The following is a 15,949-nucleotide window of genomic DNA, read 5'->3' on the forward strand; positions in this document are numbered from 1 at the left end:
GAAGCCAGACCTCGAAGGAGCACCGTGTCGGAGCCGAAGAACATCCTGCTGACCGTGGACGGAGAGCTGCGGGAGGTGACGCACGGCACCACCGGCCTCGACCTCTTCCGCGAGAAGCCGACCACCGCCGTCATGCGGGTGGACGGCCTGCTCTGGGACCTGGCCCGCGAGATCCCCGCCGGCGCGTCCGTCGAGTCGGTGGACATCACGGAGCCCGAGGGCCTCGAGGTGCTGCGGCACTCCACCGCCCACGTGATGGCCCAGGCCGTGCAGCAGCTGCGCCCGGGCGCCAAGCTCGGCATCGGCCCGTACATCACGGACGGCTTCTACTTCGACTTCGACGTCGACGAGCCCTTCACCCCCGAGGACCTCAAGCAGATCTCCTCGCTCATGCAGAAGATCGTGAAGTCCGGCCAGACCTTCCGCCGCCGCGTCGTGGACGAGGAGACCGCCCGCGCCGAGATGGCGGACGAGCCCTACAAGCTCGAGCTGCTCGGCAAGAAGGACGCCGCGGACACCGCCGGCGAGGGCGCCTCCGTGGAGGTCGGGGCCGGGGAGATCACCATCTACGACAACGTGGACCGCAAGACCGGCGACGCCGTGTGGTGCGACCTCTGCCGCGGCCCGCACCTGCCCTCCACCAAGCTCATCGGCAACGGCTTCGCGCTCACCCGCTCCGCCGCCGCCTACTGGCTCGGCAACGAGAAGAACAAGCAGCTGCAGCGCATCTACGGCACCGCCTGGGCCAGCAAGGACGACCTCAAGGCCTACCAGGAGCGCCTCGCCGAGGCCGAGCGCCGCGACCACCGCAAGCTCGGCGCCGAGCTGGATCTCTTCTCCTTCCCGGACGAGCTCGGCTCCGGCCTGCCCGTGTTCCACCCGCGCGGCGGCATCATCCGCAAGGAGATGGAGGACTACTCCCGTCGGCGCCACACCGAGGCCGGCTACGAGTTCGTCTACACCCCGCACATCACCAAGCAGCACCTCTACGAGGTGTCCGGCCACCTCGACTGGTACGCGGACGGCATGTTCCCGCCCATGCACATCGACGAGGTCCGTGATCCCGAGACCGGCGAGATCACGCGCCAGGGGCAGAACTACTACCTCAAGCCGATGAACTGCCCCATGCACAACCTGATCTACCGCTCCCGCGGCCGGTCCTACCGTGAGCTGCCGCTGCGGCTGTTCGAGTTCGGCTCCGTGTACCGGTACGAGAAGTCCGGCGTGGTCCACGGGCTCACGCGCGTGCGCGGCATGACCCAGGACGACGCCCACATCTACTGCACCCGCGAGCAGATGAAGGAGGAGCTGACCACCACGCTCAACTTCGTCCTCGACCTGCTCAAGGACTACGGCCTCAACGACTTCTACCTCGAGCTCTCCACGAAGGACCCGGAGAAGTTCGTCGGCTCCGACGAGATCTGGGAGGAGGCCACCCGCACCCTCGCCGAGGTCGCGGAGGCCTCCGGTCTGCAGCTCGTCCCGGATCCGGGCGGCGCCGCGTTCTACGGCCCGAAGATCTCGGTCCAGGCCCGGGACGCCATCGGCCGTACGTGGCAGATGTCCACCATCCAGCTGGACTTCAACCTGCCCGAGCGCTTCGACCTCGAGTACCAGGCCGCCGACGGCACCCGTCAGCGCCCCGTGATGATCCACCGCGCCCTCTTCGGCTCCATCGAGCGCTTCCTGGGCGTCCTCACCGAGCACTACGCCGGCGCGTTCCCGGCCTGGCTTGCCCCGGAGCAGGTCGTGGCCATCCCGGTGGCCGAGGCATTCAACGACTACCTGGACGACGTCGTCGCGAAGCTGCGTGCCGAGGGGATCCGGGCGCGCCTGGACGACTCCTCGGACCGCTTCCCGAAGAAGATCCGCACCGCGGCCAAGGAGAAGGCGCCGTTCGTGCTGATCGCCGGCGGCGAGGACAGGGAGGCGGGCGCCGTGTCCTTCCGCTTCCGCGACGGCACCCAGGACAACGGCGTGCCGGTGGAGGAGGCGATCGAACGCATCGTGAAGGCGGTGCGCGAGCGCGAGGTCACCCCATGACCAGCCCCGGCACCGGCGGATCCGACGCGCGGGCGCAGGCCCGCGCGTCGGCGGACGCCGCCGCCACGGACGGCTTCGAGCTGCCCGGCGCCCCGGACGCCTTCGAGCGGTTCTGGAACGCCCACCGCATGGCGTACGTGTCCAAGGGGACGGGCCAGGTCAAGGACGAGCACACCTGCCCGTTCTGCGCGGCCCCGCAGCGCGACGACGAGCACTCCCTCATCGTCCACCGCGGCCGCACCGCCTACGTGGTGCTGAACCTGTACCCGTACAACCCCGGTCACCTGCTCGTCTGCCCCTACCGCCACGTGCCCCTGTACACGGACACCACCACGGAGGAGGCCGCCGAGATGGCGGAGCTGACCCAGACGGCGATGCTCGCCCTCGGCCAGGCCGCCGGCGCGTCCGGCTACAACCTCGGCATGAACCAGGGGGCGGTGGCCGGCGCCGGGATCGCGGCCCATCTGCACCAGCACGTGGTGCCCCGGTGGACCGGCGACGGCAACTTCCTGCCGATCATCGCCCGGACCAAGAACATGTCGCAGACCCTGGGGGAGACCCGGCAGATCCTCGCAGACGTCTGGGACCGGGCCGCCCGGGACCACGCCGCGCGCCAGGCGGCCAACGCCCGTGCCGCGGCCGAGCATCCTCGCCCGGGGGCCGGAGACTCCGCCTGATGCTGGACCGTCACGCGCGCGGCGTCACCACCCGCCTGTTCACCCCGGTGGCCCGTACGCTCCTGCGGGCCGGGGTCAGTCCGGACACCGTGACGGTCGTCGGCACACTCGGCGTGAGCCTGGGCGCGCTCGTGCTCTTCCCCCTGGGGCACCTGTTCTGGGGCACGCTCTTCATCACCGCGTTCGTGTTCTCGGACCTGGTGGACGGGATCATGGCGCGCGAGGCCGGGTCCACCGGCCGCTGGGGCGCGTTCCTCGACTCCACCCTGGACCGCGTGCAGGACGCGGCCGTGTTCCTCGGGCTGTGCCTGTGGGGCTTCGGCGTCGGCGCCGCACCCGCGGTCGGCGCGCTCTCCGGGGCCTGCCTCGCCCTGGGCATGCTCGTCTCCTACGTCCGTGCCAAGGCGGAGGCCCTCGGCTGGAGCGCGCACGTGGGCATCGCCGAGCGAGCGGAACGGCTCGTGGCCACCCTCGTGGTCGCCGGCCTCACCGGCCTCGGTCTGCCCCCGGTCGTCCTGGCCGTCACCTTGGGGCTGCTCGCCGCCGCCTCCCTGGTCACCGTCGGCCAGCGCATGGTCGCGGTGCGCCGCCAGGCGCGCGACGACGCCTGACCGGTCCGCCGCAGGACTCGCCCGTCAGTCCGCCGCGATCTCCGCGACGACGGCGCCCGTCACCTGCACGAGGTCGGCGGGCGCGATCTCGACATCCAGGCCGCGTTGCCCGCCGGAGACGTACATGAGTTCCGCGCCGAGAGCGGAGGAGTCCAGGACGACGGGGTGGGGCCGGCGCTGGCCCAGGGGCGAGACGCCGCCCCGCACGTAGCCGGTCCGGCGTTCGACGACGGCCAGATCGGCCAGGGCGAGCCGCTTGACGCCCAGCACCGCGGCGGCGGCCCGCAGGTCCAGCTGACCGGACACGGGCACCACGCACGCGGCGAGCGCGCCGTCGGGGTCCGCCACCATCAGCGTCTTGAACAGTCGGTCGGCGGGCACGCTGAGCGCCCGGGCGACCTGGACGCCGAACCGCTCGCCGCCGGCGTCGAGGGCCACGTCGAAGGTGTGCAGCCGGTACGGGACCCCGGCGGCCTCGAGGGCGGCGACGGCCGGCGTGGCCGCCCCGTGCCGGGCGCCGCGATCCTTCTTGCGCTGGCCCACGGCGGACTCAGGCGATCCCGGCCTGCTCGCGCACGTTGCGCTTGATGCGGCCGAGCATGGCGGACATGCCGCGCAGCCGCAGGGGGGTGAGGGCCTTGGCCAGACCGAGGCGGGTGGGGATGTCCTCGGGCACGTCCAGGACCTCGAGGGCGCTCAGCCCGTCCAGGCCCTGGGTGAGCACGGAGGCGAAGCCGCGCGTGGTGGGCGCCTCCGGGGGAGCGGTGATGAAGAGGCGCACCGGGGCCTGCGGGCCGGGCTCACCCTCGAGCTCGACGGCCAGGAACAGCGGGGTCTGACACTCCACGACCTGCTCCATCTCGGCCTCGTGGCCGTCGTAGCGTTCCGGCAGCGCCGGCAGCTCGTCCGAGAACTCCAGCAGCAGCTCGAGCTTCTCGGGATCGGGCACCCCGGCGAAGTCGTCGATGATCTCGGCCAGGGCGGCGGGCACGGCGTGGTTCTCGGTCATGGTGTCCCAGTCTAGTGATCCACGCCGTGCCGGGGGCTCAGCGCGCGGGGGCCTCGCCCGGCTCTTCGCCGACGGCGATGGGCAGGCGCACGGCGTTGCCCCACTCGGTCCAGGAGCCGTCGTAGTTGCGGACGTCCTCGTGGCCGAGCAGGTACTTGAGCACGAACCAGGTGTGGGAGGACCGCTCGCCGATGCGGCAGTAGGCGATCACGTCGTCGCCCTCCTGCAGCCCGGCGCCGGAGCGGTAGACCTGCTCCAGCTCGGCGCGGGACTTGAAGGTGCCGTCCTCGTTGGCCGCGGACGCCCACGGCACGGACGCCGCCGTGGGGATGTGGCCGCCGCGCAGGGTGCCCTCCTGCGGGTAGCCGGCCATGTGCGTGGTCTCGCCCGTGTACTCGGGACGGGAGCGGACGTCGATCAGCGGGGTGGTCCCGATGGCCTTGAGGACGTCCTCGCGGGCGGCGCGCTCGGTGTGGTCGTCGCGCTCGATCACCGGGTACTCGGCGCGGGCCACGGTCGGGACCTCGCGGGTGGTCTCGCGTCCCTCCGCGATCCACTTGTCACGGCCGCCGTCCATCAGGCGCAGGTCCTCATGGCCGTAGAGGGTGAACACCCACAGGGCGTAGGCGGCCCACCAGTTGGACTTGTCGCCGTAGAACACCACGGTGGTGTCCCGGGAGATCCCCTTGGAGGCGGCGAACTCGGCGAAGGCCTCGGGGCCGACGAAGTCGCGGGTGACGGGGTCGTTGAGCTCGGTGTGCCAGTCGACGCGCTGGGCGCCGGGGATGTGGCCGGTGGAGTAGAGGAGAGCGTCCTCGTTGGACTCGAGGACCACGACGTCCTCGTCGCCGACATGGTCGGCGACCCACTGCGTGGACACCAGCTTCTCGGGGTGGGCGTACTCGGAGAACTTCGCGGCGGTATCGGTCATGGCACTGCCTTCCTTCGCGTCGGGGCGGGCCCGCACGGGCCCGGGGCGGGCGGCACGACGACGGCGGGTTCCGTGTCCGTGCCCTGCGCGCCAGATTACGGCACGTCGGTGTCACGTAAGAGGGTAGGGGCCCCTCAGTCCGGGACACGCGAGGTCACATGGGTCGGGTCCGCGGCCCGATAGCATGGCCCGGAATCCCCGTCGTCGACCCTGGGAGTGTCCCGTGGCTCAGATCGTCCACCTCGCCGACCGTTCGCCGCAGGTCACCCCGGACCAGCTTCTGGCCGGCTTCCACCCGTCGTACCGCTTCGGGACGGTGTCCTTCGACACCTACATCCCGGACCCCGCGCACCCCTCGCAGGCACAGGCCGTGGAGCGGCTGCGCCGGTTCGCGGCAGACCTCGGCCGGGGCGGCTCGGGCGGCGGGTTCCTCGGCGGCCTGTTCGGCGGGAAGAAGCGGGCGGCGGGGCCGGCCGGCATCTACCTCGACGGCGGCTTCGGCGTCGGCAAGACCCACCTGCTGGCCTCGACGTGGCACGCGGCCCCCGGGCCCAAGGCGTTCGGCACGTTCGTGGAGTACACCAACCTCGTGGGCGCCCTGTCCTTCCGCAAGGCGGTGGACGAGCTCAAGGAGTACACCCTCGTGTGCATCGACGAGTTCGAGCTCGACGACCCGGGGGACACCGTGCTGATGTCCCGGCTCATGCGCGAGCTGGCCGACGCCGGCGTGCGCCTGGTGGCGACCTCCAACACCCTGCCGGGCTCGCTCGGCGAGGGGCGCTTCGCGGCGCAGGACTTCAAGCGCGAGATCCAGGTCCTGGCCGACCAGTTCGAGGTCATCCGCGTGGACGGCGAGGACTACCGCCACCGCGGCCTCTCCGCCGCCCCGTCGCCGCTGGACGACGCCGCCGTCGAGGCCACCGCCCAGGAGAACTTCCCCGACGCGGGTGTGCTCGCCGTGGACGACTTCGCGGACCTCACCGCGATGCTCTCCCGCGTGCATCCCTCCCGCTACCGCGAGCTCGTCAAGGACGTGGACGTGCTCGCCCTCCACGACGTGCACACCATCACGGAGCAGGCCACGGCCCTGCGCTTCGTGGTGTTCGCGGATCGCCTGTACGACAAGGACGTGCCCGTCCTCGCCTCCGGTGTGCCCTTCGACGCCCTGTTCACGCAGGAGATGATGCACGGCGGCTACATGAAGAAGTACTTCCGCACGGTCTCCCGCATGACCGCCCTGGTCCGGGAGGGCCAGACGGGCGTGGCCGAGCACAAGTGAGCCACCGCCCCTGACCGGCACGATCACGGCGCGCACCGAGGCGGGTGCGCGCCGTCGCCGTGTGCGCGCCGTCGCCGTGTGCGGGGCCGGGTCAGCGCACGTCGCGGAAGCACAGCGCCGCCCGCTTGCCCGGCAGCTCGACCTCCCGGTCCACCGTGAAGCCCAGAGCCCGGGCGGTCTTCACGGCCCGCGTGTTGCGGACGTCCGGCTCGATCACGAGCCGACGCGTGCCGGGGCGTGCGCCCAACCAGTCCACAATGCTCCGGTAGGCCGTGGCGCGGGCGCGCCCCTGCAGGCCGCCGGGGGCGGTGATGAAATGGAATCCGAGGTCCCCGTCCCGCACCTCGTAGGCGCCGCCGACCTCCTCCGCGCGAGGGTCGTAGGTCTGCACGAGGGCCACGAGGGTCCCGCCGTGCCACACGAGGTGGTTCGCGTGGGTGGGCTGGAACTCGAGGAAGTCGTAGACCTCCTCGACGTCCTGCACGCTGTGCCCGCGCATCCCGTAGAACTCCGCCCGCGGCTCCGTGACGAGTGCGTGGATCAGCGGGGCGTCCAGGGCCGGGCGGACGCGCGTCATGGTCAGGCCCAACGCCCCGACGCCGACCTCGGCCACGATGCGTCCCGGAGGGGCCCCGCCGGGGACGGAGCGGGCGGGTGCGACGCCGCTGCCGGCGGACGGGGGGACGGGACGGGACGGCACGGGCAGCAGGCGGCCGGCGGCCCACGCGTCCAGCTGATCCGTCACGTGCCCGCCTCCGAGACCGGAGGCGCCGAACGGGACGACCCACCGGCTGCGGGTGCGGTCGCCGAGGTCGAACACGACCCGGGCCACCGGCCCGCGGTGGGTGCCGACGGCCAGGCCGGGGGCGTGCGAGGTGGCGCAGACCGCGTCCGCGGTGCCGCCCACCCGGACGGACCCGATCGTGTCGAGCACGTCGGCGAGCCCCGGCACGTCCGGCCCGCCGGGATGCTCGTGCGTGAACAGGAACGGGGTCAGGGCATGCGCCTCGCCCCAGGTCCGGGCCGCGCCGTCGGGGCCCGGCGGCTCGGCGGCGTCGTCGACGGCGGCGACGGCGGCCCGCACGAGGTCCCTCGTCGACGCTGTGATCCCCAGGGCCGCGCGCAGCGGCTCCGGCCCGCGCTCGGCGAGCGCCGCGCCGACCCATGCGGCGGCGTCGCCCCACGGTGCCCACGGGCCGCCGAGCAGGGCCCGCGAGGCGGGCGGCAGGTGCGCGATCAGGGCGGCGGCCACCTCGTGCTCCACGAGGAGCCACCAGCGGGCCGCGGCCGATCCGGCGGCGGCGTCGCCGGCCCACGCCGGGACGGACTCCGCGGCCAGCACGCCGTCCGCGACGAGCGCGTCGACGGCGTCGGCGAGCCAGGCCCGCGGCGCGCCCGGGGTCCGGGTGTCCGTCTGCAGGGCGGCCATCGCGTCCACGGTCCGCTCCTGCGGTGCCAGCGCCTCGAGGGCCTCCCGGATGCGGCGGGACCGCCACGGCGCGCACGCGTCCACGGTGAGGCAGACGGTGTCCGGGTGGGGCTCGTTGGCCGCCACCACGACGTCGTCCGCCGCGGCCGGCGCGGGCCAGCGCACCCAGCGCTGATCGAGGGACCCGTCGGCGGAGCCCCGGCCCAGCGCGGAGGCCCGCGCCGCACCCCAGGCCGAGCGTCGATCCCGGCGCCGCACGGCCCCGGCGTGCCGGGTGAGCACCGTCCGCCGGTCCGCGACGATCACGCGATTGACCGGCTCGACGTGCCCGTCCAGCACCGCGCAGGCCTCCGCGGCGCTCGCGGCCGTGAGCAGCCGGCGCGCGCTCGGCAGGCCGGTGTCGGCGCGGTCCCAGGCGGGGAACCGCATGCTCACCGGGCCGGCGCCGGGCACGTCCACGAGCCGCCCGCGCGGGGTGTGGGCCACCCGCACGTCCACGGGGTCGCCGCCGCGCACGTGCACCCGCTCGGTCCGGGCGTCGAGGACCTCCGGCCCCTCGGGGGCGTCCTCGAGGACCATCTCGAGCGAGGACACCATCGCCGAGGTCGTCACCCACGCGACGTGCTCGGACTGCCCCACATGCGGGACGCCCGGCACACCGGGGAAGGCCAGGCCGACGACGTCGACGCGGTCCCGGGGACGCTCGGCCTCCACCACGAGGCGCACCTGCTGGTAGACGCCGGGCAGCTCGAGCAGCCGGTGCGGGTCGGCGGCCACGAGCGGAGCGCCCTCGGCGCCGACGCGCACCGCCCAGGCGTTCGAGCCGTCCGCGTCGGGGCGCGGCGAGATCAGCGCCGCGGCGAGCGCGGGGAAGCGCTCGGCCAGCAGGGTGCGGAACAGGGCGGCCGGCGCGTTGGTCAGCCAGACGTTGTAGCCCAGGTGCAGGGCGAGCGCCGTGTGCGGGTCGAACGGCAGCGGCTTCACCCCGTGGGCGGCGAACTCGGGCGCGCGCCGGGCCCCGGCGTCCAGCCCCGCGTTCACGCCGTCGGCGAACCGGGTGAACCAGGCCCGGTCCTCCGCGTCATCGAGGGCGTCGAACGCCCGGCGGGCCGCGCCGTCCAGGTCCATCTGCCGGGCGGCGACGTCGTTCGCCACCGCCGGCGGGCCGAACACCTCGGCGCCCATGCCGGTGACCCGGCGGTGCTCGCAGTCGACCTGCCAGGCCCGCTCCGTCGCCACGTGCCACCCCTGGAGGTAGGCCAGCTCGGGCAGGGACGCGGCCACGAGCGTCGGCACGCCGTGCGCGTCCCGGTGGCAACGGCCCGCCACGTCACCCGTCGCCGTCCCGGTCCACGCGTCCGCGCTCATGCCGCGGCGTCCTGCCGGAGCTCCGCCAGCGCGCGGCGCAGCGGCGCGGCCACCGGGTTGGCCAGGCGACCGGCGTAGAGCAGCGAGCCCGACGGGTCCGTCAGGTCCACCATCTGCGTGGCGTTCCGCAGCTGCAACCGGTTCAGGCACGAGTGCGCGAAGTCCTCCGCGTCCAGGCCGAGGCGCTCCACATCCGCGAGCCCCAGGGCCGTGTACTCGGCGAGGACCCGCCCCACCACGGCGTAGAACTCCTCCGCCGGCAGCAGGGCGTCCGCGTCCATCACGCCGGCCAGATGGCGCAGCACGCCGTCCAGCATGTCCGTGAAGAAGGAGAGGGAGAGGTCCTCGTCGGTGAGGTCGATGCGGATGCGCCGGGTCTGCTCCGTGAGCGGGACGCCGTCCGCGCCGACCACCACCTCCTCCCCGATGTCCTTGAGGAAGGCGCCGGTGACCCGTCCCTCCCGCAGGCGGAGCACGATGTTCTCCCCGTGGGGCATGAACACGGTCGAGTAGGCGGCGGCCAGATGCACCAGCGGGGTCACGTAGGCCGTCACCACCCCGTGCAGCCACTGCGCCGCCGTCAGCCCCGAGCGCTCCACGAGCGCCCCCGCCACGGAGCGGCCCCCGCCGTCCCGGTGCAGCAGCGCCGCCATGGTCATGACCCGCTCGCCCTCCGCCAGGCGCGGCAGCGGACTCTCCCGCCACAGGGCGGCGAGCATCTTCGTGTGAGGACCCTTCGAGCCCACGGCATGGAAGGCGTCCCCGGTGTACCCGGCCGAGGCGTACTCCCGCAGCACCCCGAAGCCCCACCTCGCGAGCAGGGGGTCGGAGTCCACGAGGTCGGCCACCACCGCGTTGATCGCCGGGGTGACGGACATGTACGCGGGGGAGAGGCCGCGCACGAACCCCATGTTCTGCACGGACAACGCCGTCTTCAGCTGCGGGGCGTGCGGGTCGCTCGCGTTGAACAGGGTGCGCACCGCCTGCATGGCCGTGAACGCGTCCGGGTCTTCGCCCACGTGCACCAGCCGCCCCGCGGCGAGGTCGGGGGCGAACGCCACCTGGATCCGGTGCTCCCACTGCCACGGGTGCACCGGGATCAGCGTGTACGCCTCCGGATCGACGTCGAGCGCCGCCGCCCGCTCCGCCCACAGGCCCGCCACCGCCTCGGTGATCGGCGGGGGCGGCGCCGGCACGGCGGCGCCCGCGCTCGCGGTCTTGGGCCAGGTCCACCGTCCCCCGAGCTCGGAGGGGAACGCGAGCCACACCGGGTGCAGCGCCCGCCCGCCCTCGGGGGCGAACATCGCGTACTCCGTGGCCCCCCAGCCGATGCGGCCGTTGGTGGCCACGAAGCCCGGGTGTCCCTCGCTCATGGCGGCCTCCACCGCCGTGTAGTCCGCGTCCACCAGGTCGGCGGCGGACGGGCGCTCGCCGGCCAGGGTGTGGCACCGGGCGGCGAAGGTGGAGGCGAGCTCCTCGAGATAGACGTCCAGCGCCTCGCCGGCCAGCCCGAGCACCTCGGCCGCGTCGAGGACGAAGCGGTCGACGGCCACCGCGTCCGGATCCCCGGCACGGCACACCGAGTCCGGATCCACGCCGAGGTGCTCGAGCGGGAGGGCACGCGCGGTGAACGTCCACCGCACCCCGCCCAGGGTGAGCGTGTAGGCGTGGCGGCCGGCGTCGTCGACCCGCTCGCCGCGCACCGGCGTCAGGAGCCGCTCATGGGTGAACTCGCGGATCGCCTTGGCGACGAGCAGCCGGTGGGCGTGCCGGGCGGTCGGCGCCGTCAGCGCGTCCAGGCGGGACGGGGAGGACGGGGGGACGGGGGTCATGCGGACACCTGCCTGTCGGGGGTGAGGAGGAGCGGGGGCTCGGGGAGGGTGAGGTCCAGCCCGGCGGCGAGGACGCCGATCCGGCTGGCAGTGAAGGACTCGGGCGTGGCGATCGAGAGCATCGCCGTCTTGGATCCCAGCGCCACGGGACCGAGCTCCGTGAACCCGGCGGCCAGGTTCTTCGCCCGGATGGCGGCGTTGCGCTCGTCCGGCTCGACGACGACGCGCCGCGCCCCCGGCTGGGCCAGGCACCAGCGCACCACCGCGGCCATCACCAGGTCCGTGGTCCCGGGCACCGGGGTGTCCGTCGGGGCGACGAGCACGTGCAGGCCGATGTCGCCGGGCGCGCCCGCATACCGTCCGGCCAGCTCCGAGTGGGCCGGGTCGTAGACCTCCACCAGGAAGGTCGCGGTCCCGTCCACGAGCCCCACGTGCGCGTGGTGGTGCGGGTGCGCGGCGATCGCCTCGTACTCGGCCACGACGTCGGCCAGGCCCGCCTCCGTCATCTCCCAGTACACGGCGTGCGGGGACGTCACCCACCGGTGCAGCAGCGGATGGTCCTGCGCGCCCACGGGACGGAGCTCCACACGACGGGCCGCGCTCGCGGCCGCACCGTCCACGGTGGTCTGCGGCGGCGTCACGGCGCTCACCGGACGCCCGCCGCGACGGCACCGAAGTCCTGGAACGCGATCGACTCGGCCTGCGCGTAGACCTCGCGGCCGGCGATCGTGCTGAGGATGCGGCCGCTGTGCTCCGCCGCCATGCCCAGGTCCGGGCCGGTGAGCCCCAGGGGCTGTTCGGCGGTGTTGTGCACGAAGATCCGGCGGCCGCTCACGTCGATCGCGTGGTCCGCGTTCGCCGTCGTCCGACCGTCCTCCACGCGCAGCAGGTGCCGCACCGGCTCCAGGAACGGATGGTCCGGGTGGCGGTAGCCCGTGCCCGCGACGACGCGGTCCACCACGTGCCGCGCGGTCACCCCGGTCTCCTCATCGCGCAGGGTGACCTCCACCCGGGGCGCGCCCTGGCCCGCGACCAGGCGGGCGTCCGCCACCGACGTGCCCGGCCACAGCCGGGCCGGGTCCAGCGGACCCACCTGGCGTTCGTACAGCGCGTGGTAGACGTCCTCGATCGTGTGCTCGCTGATCCCCTTGTACAGGGACCGGTGGGACGCGTTGATCTCATCCCGCCGCGCCCGGGGCAGAGTGGCGAAGTGCCGCTCATAGTCCAGCGAGGTCAGCTCGAGCGTCAGCTGGCCGACCTCCATGCCGTAGAACCGGGGTGAGCGCGTGACCCACGTGAGGTCCGGGTGGCCCGCGTTCAGCAGGTCCAGGGCGCACTCCGCCGCCGACTGACCGCTGCCCACCACCAGGACCGACCCGGCCTCAACGATGTCCTCGCGACGGCCCATGTACTCGCCCGTGTGCACCACGGGGGACGCGCCGACCCGGACCGCCTCCTCCGCGACGCGCGCGAGCGGCGCGGGCAGGGATGGCACCGTGCCCGTGCCCACCACCACGTGGTCGGCCCGGTGCGTGCTGGTCCCGGCCGCGGAGGCCGCCTCCACCACGAACTCGTCCGCCTGCTCGTCCCACCGCACCGCCGTCACCGTGGTCCCGTAGGCGATGCCGGGCAGCTGGGCTGCCACCCACGCGCAGTAGTCCGAGAACTCCCGCCGCAGCGGGTACCAGGAACCCCGGATGTAGAAGCGGTGAAGCCGGCCCATCGCCTTGAGATACGCCAGGAACGAGTACGGGGAGGTCGGGTCCGCGAACGTCACCAGGTCAGCGAGGAACGGCACCTGGATCTGCGCGCCCGGCAGCATCATGCCCGGGTGCCACACGAACGCGTCGCGGCTCTCCACCACCTCCACCTCGACGTCGGGCAGCGGGTGGGCCAGCGCGGCCAGGCTCAGGTCGAACGGGCCCAGCCCGATCGCGAGCACGCGGCGGGGGGACGTGGACGCCGGGCTCATGCGCACACCTGCTCTCCGTGCTCAACCACGCGCGCCGCGGACGGACGGGGTCCCGCCGACGAGGGAAGCGTGCAGGACACGGAGGCCGACGGGGCATGCGGACGGTTCCGCCCCGCCCCGCGCCTCCGGTGACGGCCGGCCCGCACCGCGTCGGCGTGCCGCAGCGCCGCCTCCTCCACGACGTCGACCAGCGCCTCCAGCTCGCCCGAGGTGACCGCGGGGTTCAGGATCGTGAACTTCAGATGGGGCACCCCGTCCACCACCGTCGTCGCGATCAGCGCGCGCCCGCCGGCCACCAGCTCCCGGTGCATCGCCGCCTGCACCGCCGTGCACTCCTCCTCCGACAGTCCCTCGGCCCGCACCCGGAACAGCACCGTCACCAGCGTCGGATCCTCCAGCACCGCGAACATCGGCCGGGCCCGCAGGATCCCGCACGCCTGCCGCGTGCGCTCGCGCGCCCCCGCGAACAGGGACGCCACCGCCTCGGCCCCATGCTCACGCAGCGTCAGCCACAGCTTGAGCGAATCGAACCGGCGGCTCGTCTGCAGCGACCGATCCGCCAAGTTCGGATGGACGCTGTCCTCCGGGTTCAGGTAATCCGCGTGCACCGTCACATGGCGCAGGCTCTCGGCATCCCGCACCACCAGCGCGCTGCAGGCCAGCCCCACGTAGAACGTCTTGTGGAAGTCCATCGTCACCGAGTCCGCACGGTGCAGTGCCGGCAGCTCGTGGCGCGTCGCCGCGCTCGCGGCGAGGATCCCGCCCACGGCCGCGTCCGCATGGACCCACATCCCGTGGCGTTCGGCGACGTCGGCGATGGCCGGCAGCCGGTCGATGGCGCCGCGGTCGGTGGTCCCCAGCGTCGCGACGACGGCCATCGGCACGGCACCGGCGGCCACCTCACGCTCGACCGCCGCGGCCAGGGCCCCGGGGTCCAGGCGCCCGGCGGCGTCGGTGGGGACGACGACCACGGCGTGGCGGCCCAGCCCGAGCAGGCCGGCTGCCTTGGCGATGCTGTAGTGCGTGGCCGCGCTGACGAAGACGCGCAGCGAGCCGAGCACCTCGGCGGGCAGGTCGGCGAGCCCGGCGTGGCCGGTGAGACGCTGCACGGCGCGGCCGCGGGCCAGCGTCATGGCCTGCAGGTTGGAGGCCGACCCTCCGGAGGTGAAGACGCCGTCGCCCGCGGCGAACCCGCACCAGCGTCCGACCTCGGCCAGGAGCCGCTGCTCCATGAGCGCCGCGGAGCGGGCCTGGTCCCAGGACTCGACCGCCGTGTTGAGCGCCCCGAGCACGGTGTCCGCTGCGGTGCTGGAGAGCAGGACCGGGCAGTTGAGGTGAGCGGCATAGCGCGGGTGGTGGTAGGCGGTGGTCTGGTGGGCGTAGAGCTCCGCGACCTCGGCGAGGGCGTCGTCGAGGCTGCCCGTCGGCTGCGAGAAGTCGACGGCGCCGACGGCGTCGGCCAGGTGCGTCGACGGGGTGTCCGGGTGGACCCCCGCGCGGTCGTAGGCGGTGTCGACGGCCACCCGGGCCGCCCTGCCGGTGGCGTCGAGGTAGGCGGCGGGATCGCCGAGTCCGAACAGGCGAGGGAGCATGGGAGGGCCTTCCGTGAGGGGGTCGTCGGCTCCGGGCGGCGTGCGCCACGGACGTCCCGCACAGTAGGGAAGCCTTACCTAAGAAAGCAAATACGCAACAATGACGTGACGTATTCAAAGGGAGGACTCCAGCAAAGGTGGGGCTCACCTATGCTGACCGGATGACGAGCTCCTCCGTCCTCCCCCCGCCTGCCGCCCGTCCCTCGCGTGTCGAGGCCCTGCAGATGAAGGCCTACCGCGGGCTCGCGGCCCTCGGCCAGGCGATGCCCGTTGACCGCGACGAGTATCCGCAGTGGACCATGACGGTCCGCGCCACGTGGCTGCTCGCCCCCCGGCTGCGTCGTCTCACGTTCGCCGCGGAGGAGTTCCGCACGTTCACCCCGCAGGGCTGCGACGAGTACTTCGGGCTGCTCACCCCGCCCCCGGGGCGGGCGCTCGTGATGCCCGATCCCGCGGCGCTCAATGCGCGGCGAGCGGTCGGGCGGATCCCCGAGGACGTGCGGCCGGATCTGCGGTGGTACACGGTCGCCGAGCACCGGCCCTCCGTCGGTGAGATCGACGTCGACGTCGTCGTGCACGACCATGCGGGCCCCGCCGGCACGTGGGCGCGCACCGCACGTCCGGGCGACGTCGCCGGCTTCCGCACCGGGACGGGCGCCTATCGTCTGCCGGCGGCGGGGGAGTCGCACCTCGTGGTGGGGGACGAGACCGCAGTCCCGAGCATCGCCGCCGCCCTCGCCGCGCAGCGTCGCACGCCGCGCGGGGGCCGGATGGACGTCGTCCTGGAGGTGCCCGGCCGTGACCACGTCCCCGCCCTCGAGGTCCCGGAGGGCGCCACGCTCACGGTCCTGCACCGCGGAGACGCCGTGCCGGGCGCCCTGCTCACGCCGCACCTCGAGGACCTCCCCGCCGCGCCCCGCGACCACGTGTGGGCGTGCGGCGAGCAGTCGCTCGCGACGGCGGCGCGGCGGGTGATCGTCCGCCGCGGCATCGCACCGAAGCGCGCGATCATGTTCAGCGGCTACTGGCGGGGGGACGGCCCGCGGCTCTGATCCCGTCCGACGGTCGGCGTCCGTGCTCCGAGCACGAGGCCGACCGCACGCCCCGGAACGACGAAGGGCCCCTCCGCCAGGAGGGGCCCTTCGTGTGTGGAGCGGATGACGAGATTCGAACTCGCGACCTCCACCTTGGCAAGGTGGCGCTCTA

13 protein-coding genes are annotated in these 15,949 nt (G+C 73.7%); 5 read left to right on the top strand and 8 right to left on the bottom strand.

Annotation, left to right across the window (positions count from 1 at the left end; genetic code table 11):
* Nucleotides 1-24 precede the first annotated feature (24 nt).
* The 3 genes from thrS to pgsA are packed head-to-tail and all read left to right on the top strand — an operon-like array spanning nucleotide 25 to nucleotide 3,331.
* Nucleotides 25-2,043 carry a threonine--tRNA ligase gene (thrS, locus tag NR072_RS00080; RefSeq protein WP_049159811.1) on the top strand — a complete coding sequence of 673 codons (2,019 nt, stop codon included), beginning with the start codon at nucleotides 25-27 and terminating at the stop codon, nucleotides 2,041-2,043.
* Nucleotides 2,040-2,720 (top strand): HIT domain-containing protein, encoded by a 681-nt coding sequence (locus NR072_RS00085; RefSeq protein ID WP_095346702.1) that lies wholly within the window; start codon nucleotides 2,040-2,042, stop codon nucleotides 2,718-2,720. The genes thrS and NR072_RS00085 overlap by 4 nt, the downstream gene beginning before the upstream one ends.
* On the top strand, nucleotides 2,720-3,331 hold the full coding sequence (pgsA, locus tag NR072_RS00090) for a phosphatidylinositol phosphate synthase (protein WP_119217321.1): 612 nt from the start codon (nucleotides 2,720-2,722) through the stop codon (nucleotides 3,329-3,331). Before NR072_RS00085 ends, pgsA begins: the two co-directional genes overlap by 1 nt.
* Before the next feature lie 24 nt (nucleotides 3,332-3,355).
* On the opposite strand, the gene NR072_RS00095 is transcribed toward pgsA, so the two are convergent.
* The 3 genes from NR072_RS00095 to NR072_RS00105 are packed head-to-tail and all read right to left on the bottom strand — an operon-like array spanning nucleotide 3,356 to nucleotide 5,271.
* A complete protein-coding gene (locus tag NR072_RS00095; protein ID WP_256835705.1) occupies nucleotides 3,356-3,874 on the bottom strand; it encodes an aminoacyl-tRNA deacylase in 519 nt (172 codons plus the stop codon).
* A gap of 7 nt (nucleotides 3,875-3,881) precedes the next feature.
* Nucleotides 3,882-4,340, bottom strand: a complete 459-nt coding sequence (locus NR072_RS00100) for a SufE family protein (protein WP_004167585.1) — start codon at nucleotides 4,338-4,340, stop codon at nucleotides 3,882-3,884.
* Nucleotides 4,341-4,377: 37 nt separating this feature from the next.
* Nucleotides 4,378-5,271 (bottom strand): sulfurtransferase, encoded by an 894-nt coding sequence (locus NR072_RS00105; RefSeq protein WP_256835707.1) that lies wholly within the window; start codon nucleotides 5,269-5,271, stop codon nucleotides 4,378-4,380.
* Between the two features lie 223 nt (nucleotides 5,272-5,494).
* On the opposite strand from NR072_RS00105, the gene zapE reads away from it, so the two are divergent.
* Nucleotides 5,495-6,550 (top strand): cell division protein ZapE, encoded by a 1,056-nt coding sequence (zapE, locus tag NR072_RS00110; RefSeq protein ID WP_036340820.1) that lies wholly within the window; start codon nucleotides 5,495-5,497, stop codon nucleotides 6,548-6,550.
* Between the two features lie 91 nt (nucleotides 6,551-6,641).
* Here the strand turns inward: zapE and NR072_RS00115 are convergent, their stop codons facing one another.
* Genes NR072_RS00115 through NR072_RS00135 form a run of 5 tightly spaced genes read right to left on the bottom strand, consistent with a single transcriptional unit; the run spans nucleotide 6,642 to nucleotide 14,743 of the window.
* The gene (locus NR072_RS00115) at nucleotides 6,642-9,347 is read right to left on the bottom strand and encodes a GNAT family N-acetyltransferase (RefSeq protein WP_256835710.1); all 2,706 of its coding nucleotides are present in this window, start codon (nucleotides 9,345-9,347) and stop codon (nucleotides 6,642-6,644) included.
* Nucleotides 9,344-11,179, bottom strand: a complete 1,836-nt coding sequence (locus NR072_RS00120; RefSeq protein ID WP_256835711.1) for an IucA/IucC family siderophore biosynthesis protein — start codon at nucleotides 11,177-11,179, stop codon at nucleotides 9,344-9,346. Before NR072_RS00120 ends, NR072_RS00115 begins: the two co-directional genes overlap by 4 nt.
* Nucleotides 11,176-11,820, bottom strand: coding sequence for a GNAT family N-acetyltransferase (locus NR072_RS00125; RefSeq protein WP_227717895.1), 645 nt, complete (start codon nucleotides 11,818-11,820; stop codon nucleotides 11,176-11,178). The genes NR072_RS00120 and NR072_RS00125 overlap by 4 nt, the downstream gene beginning before the upstream one ends.
* A 5-nt stretch (nucleotides 11,821-11,825) precedes the next feature.
* The gene (locus NR072_RS00130; RefSeq protein WP_256835713.1) at nucleotides 11,826-13,151 is read right to left on the bottom strand and encodes a lysine N(6)-hydroxylase/L-ornithine N(5)-oxygenase family protein; all 1,326 of its coding nucleotides are present in this window, start codon (nucleotides 13,149-13,151) and stop codon (nucleotides 11,826-11,828) included.
* Nucleotides 13,148-14,743: a pyridoxal-dependent decarboxylase gene (locus tag NR072_RS00135; RefSeq protein ID WP_051995184.1), complete on the bottom strand. Its 1,596-nt coding sequence runs from the start codon at nucleotides 14,741-14,743 to the stop codon at nucleotides 13,148-13,150. The genes NR072_RS00130 and NR072_RS00135 overlap by 4 nt, the downstream gene beginning before the upstream one ends.
* Before the next feature lie 161 nt (nucleotides 14,744-14,904).
* Between NR072_RS00135 and NR072_RS00140 the strand changes: the two genes are divergently transcribed.
* Nucleotides 14,905-15,795, top strand: coding sequence for a siderophore-interacting protein (locus NR072_RS00140; protein WP_256748754.1), 891 nt, complete (start codon nucleotides 14,905-14,907; stop codon nucleotides 15,793-15,795).
* Nucleotides 15,796-15,949 lie beyond the last annotated feature (154 nt).

The organism is Micrococcus sp. Mcc89, from assembly GCF_024519795.1.
GTDB lineage: Bacteria > Actinomycetota > Actinomycetes > Actinomycetales > Micrococcaceae > Micrococcus > Micrococcus luteus.

Coding starts and splice junctions, on each gene's coding strand:
- NR072_RS00085 (WP_095346702.1), top strand. CDS start 2,040: ATGACCAGCCCCGGCACCGGCGGATCCGACGCGCGGGCGCAGGCCCGC.
- pgsA (WP_119217321.1), top strand. CDS start 2,720: ATGCTGGACCGTCACGCGCGCGGCGTCACCACCCGCCTGTTCACCCCG.
- NR072_RS00100 (WP_004167585.1), bottom strand. CDS start 4,340: ATGACCGAGAACCACGCCGTGCCCGCCGCCCTGGCCGAGATCATCGAC.
- NR072_RS00105 (WP_256835707.1), bottom strand. CDS start 5,271: ATGACCGATACCGCCGCGAAGTTCTCCGAGTACGCCCACCCCGAGAAG.
- NR072_RS00115 (WP_256835710.1), bottom strand. CDS start 9,347: ATGAGCGCGGACGCGTGGACCGGGACGGCGACGGGTGACGTGGCGGGC.
- NR072_RS00120 (WP_256835711.1), bottom strand. CDS start 11,179: ATGACCCCCGTCCCCCCGTCCTCCCCGTCCCGCCTGGACGCGCTGACG.
- NR072_RS00130 (WP_256835713.1), bottom strand. CDS start 13,151: ATGAGCCCGGCGTCCACGTCCCCCCGCCGCGTGCTCGCGATCGGGCTG.
- NR072_RS00135 (WP_051995184.1), bottom strand. CDS start 14,743: ATGCTCCCTCGCCTGTTCGGACTCGGCGATCCCGCCGCCTACCTCGAC.
- NR072_RS00140 (WP_256748754.1), top strand. CDS start 14,905: ATGACGAGCTCCTCCGTCCTCCCCCCGCCTGCCGCCCGTCCCTCGCGT.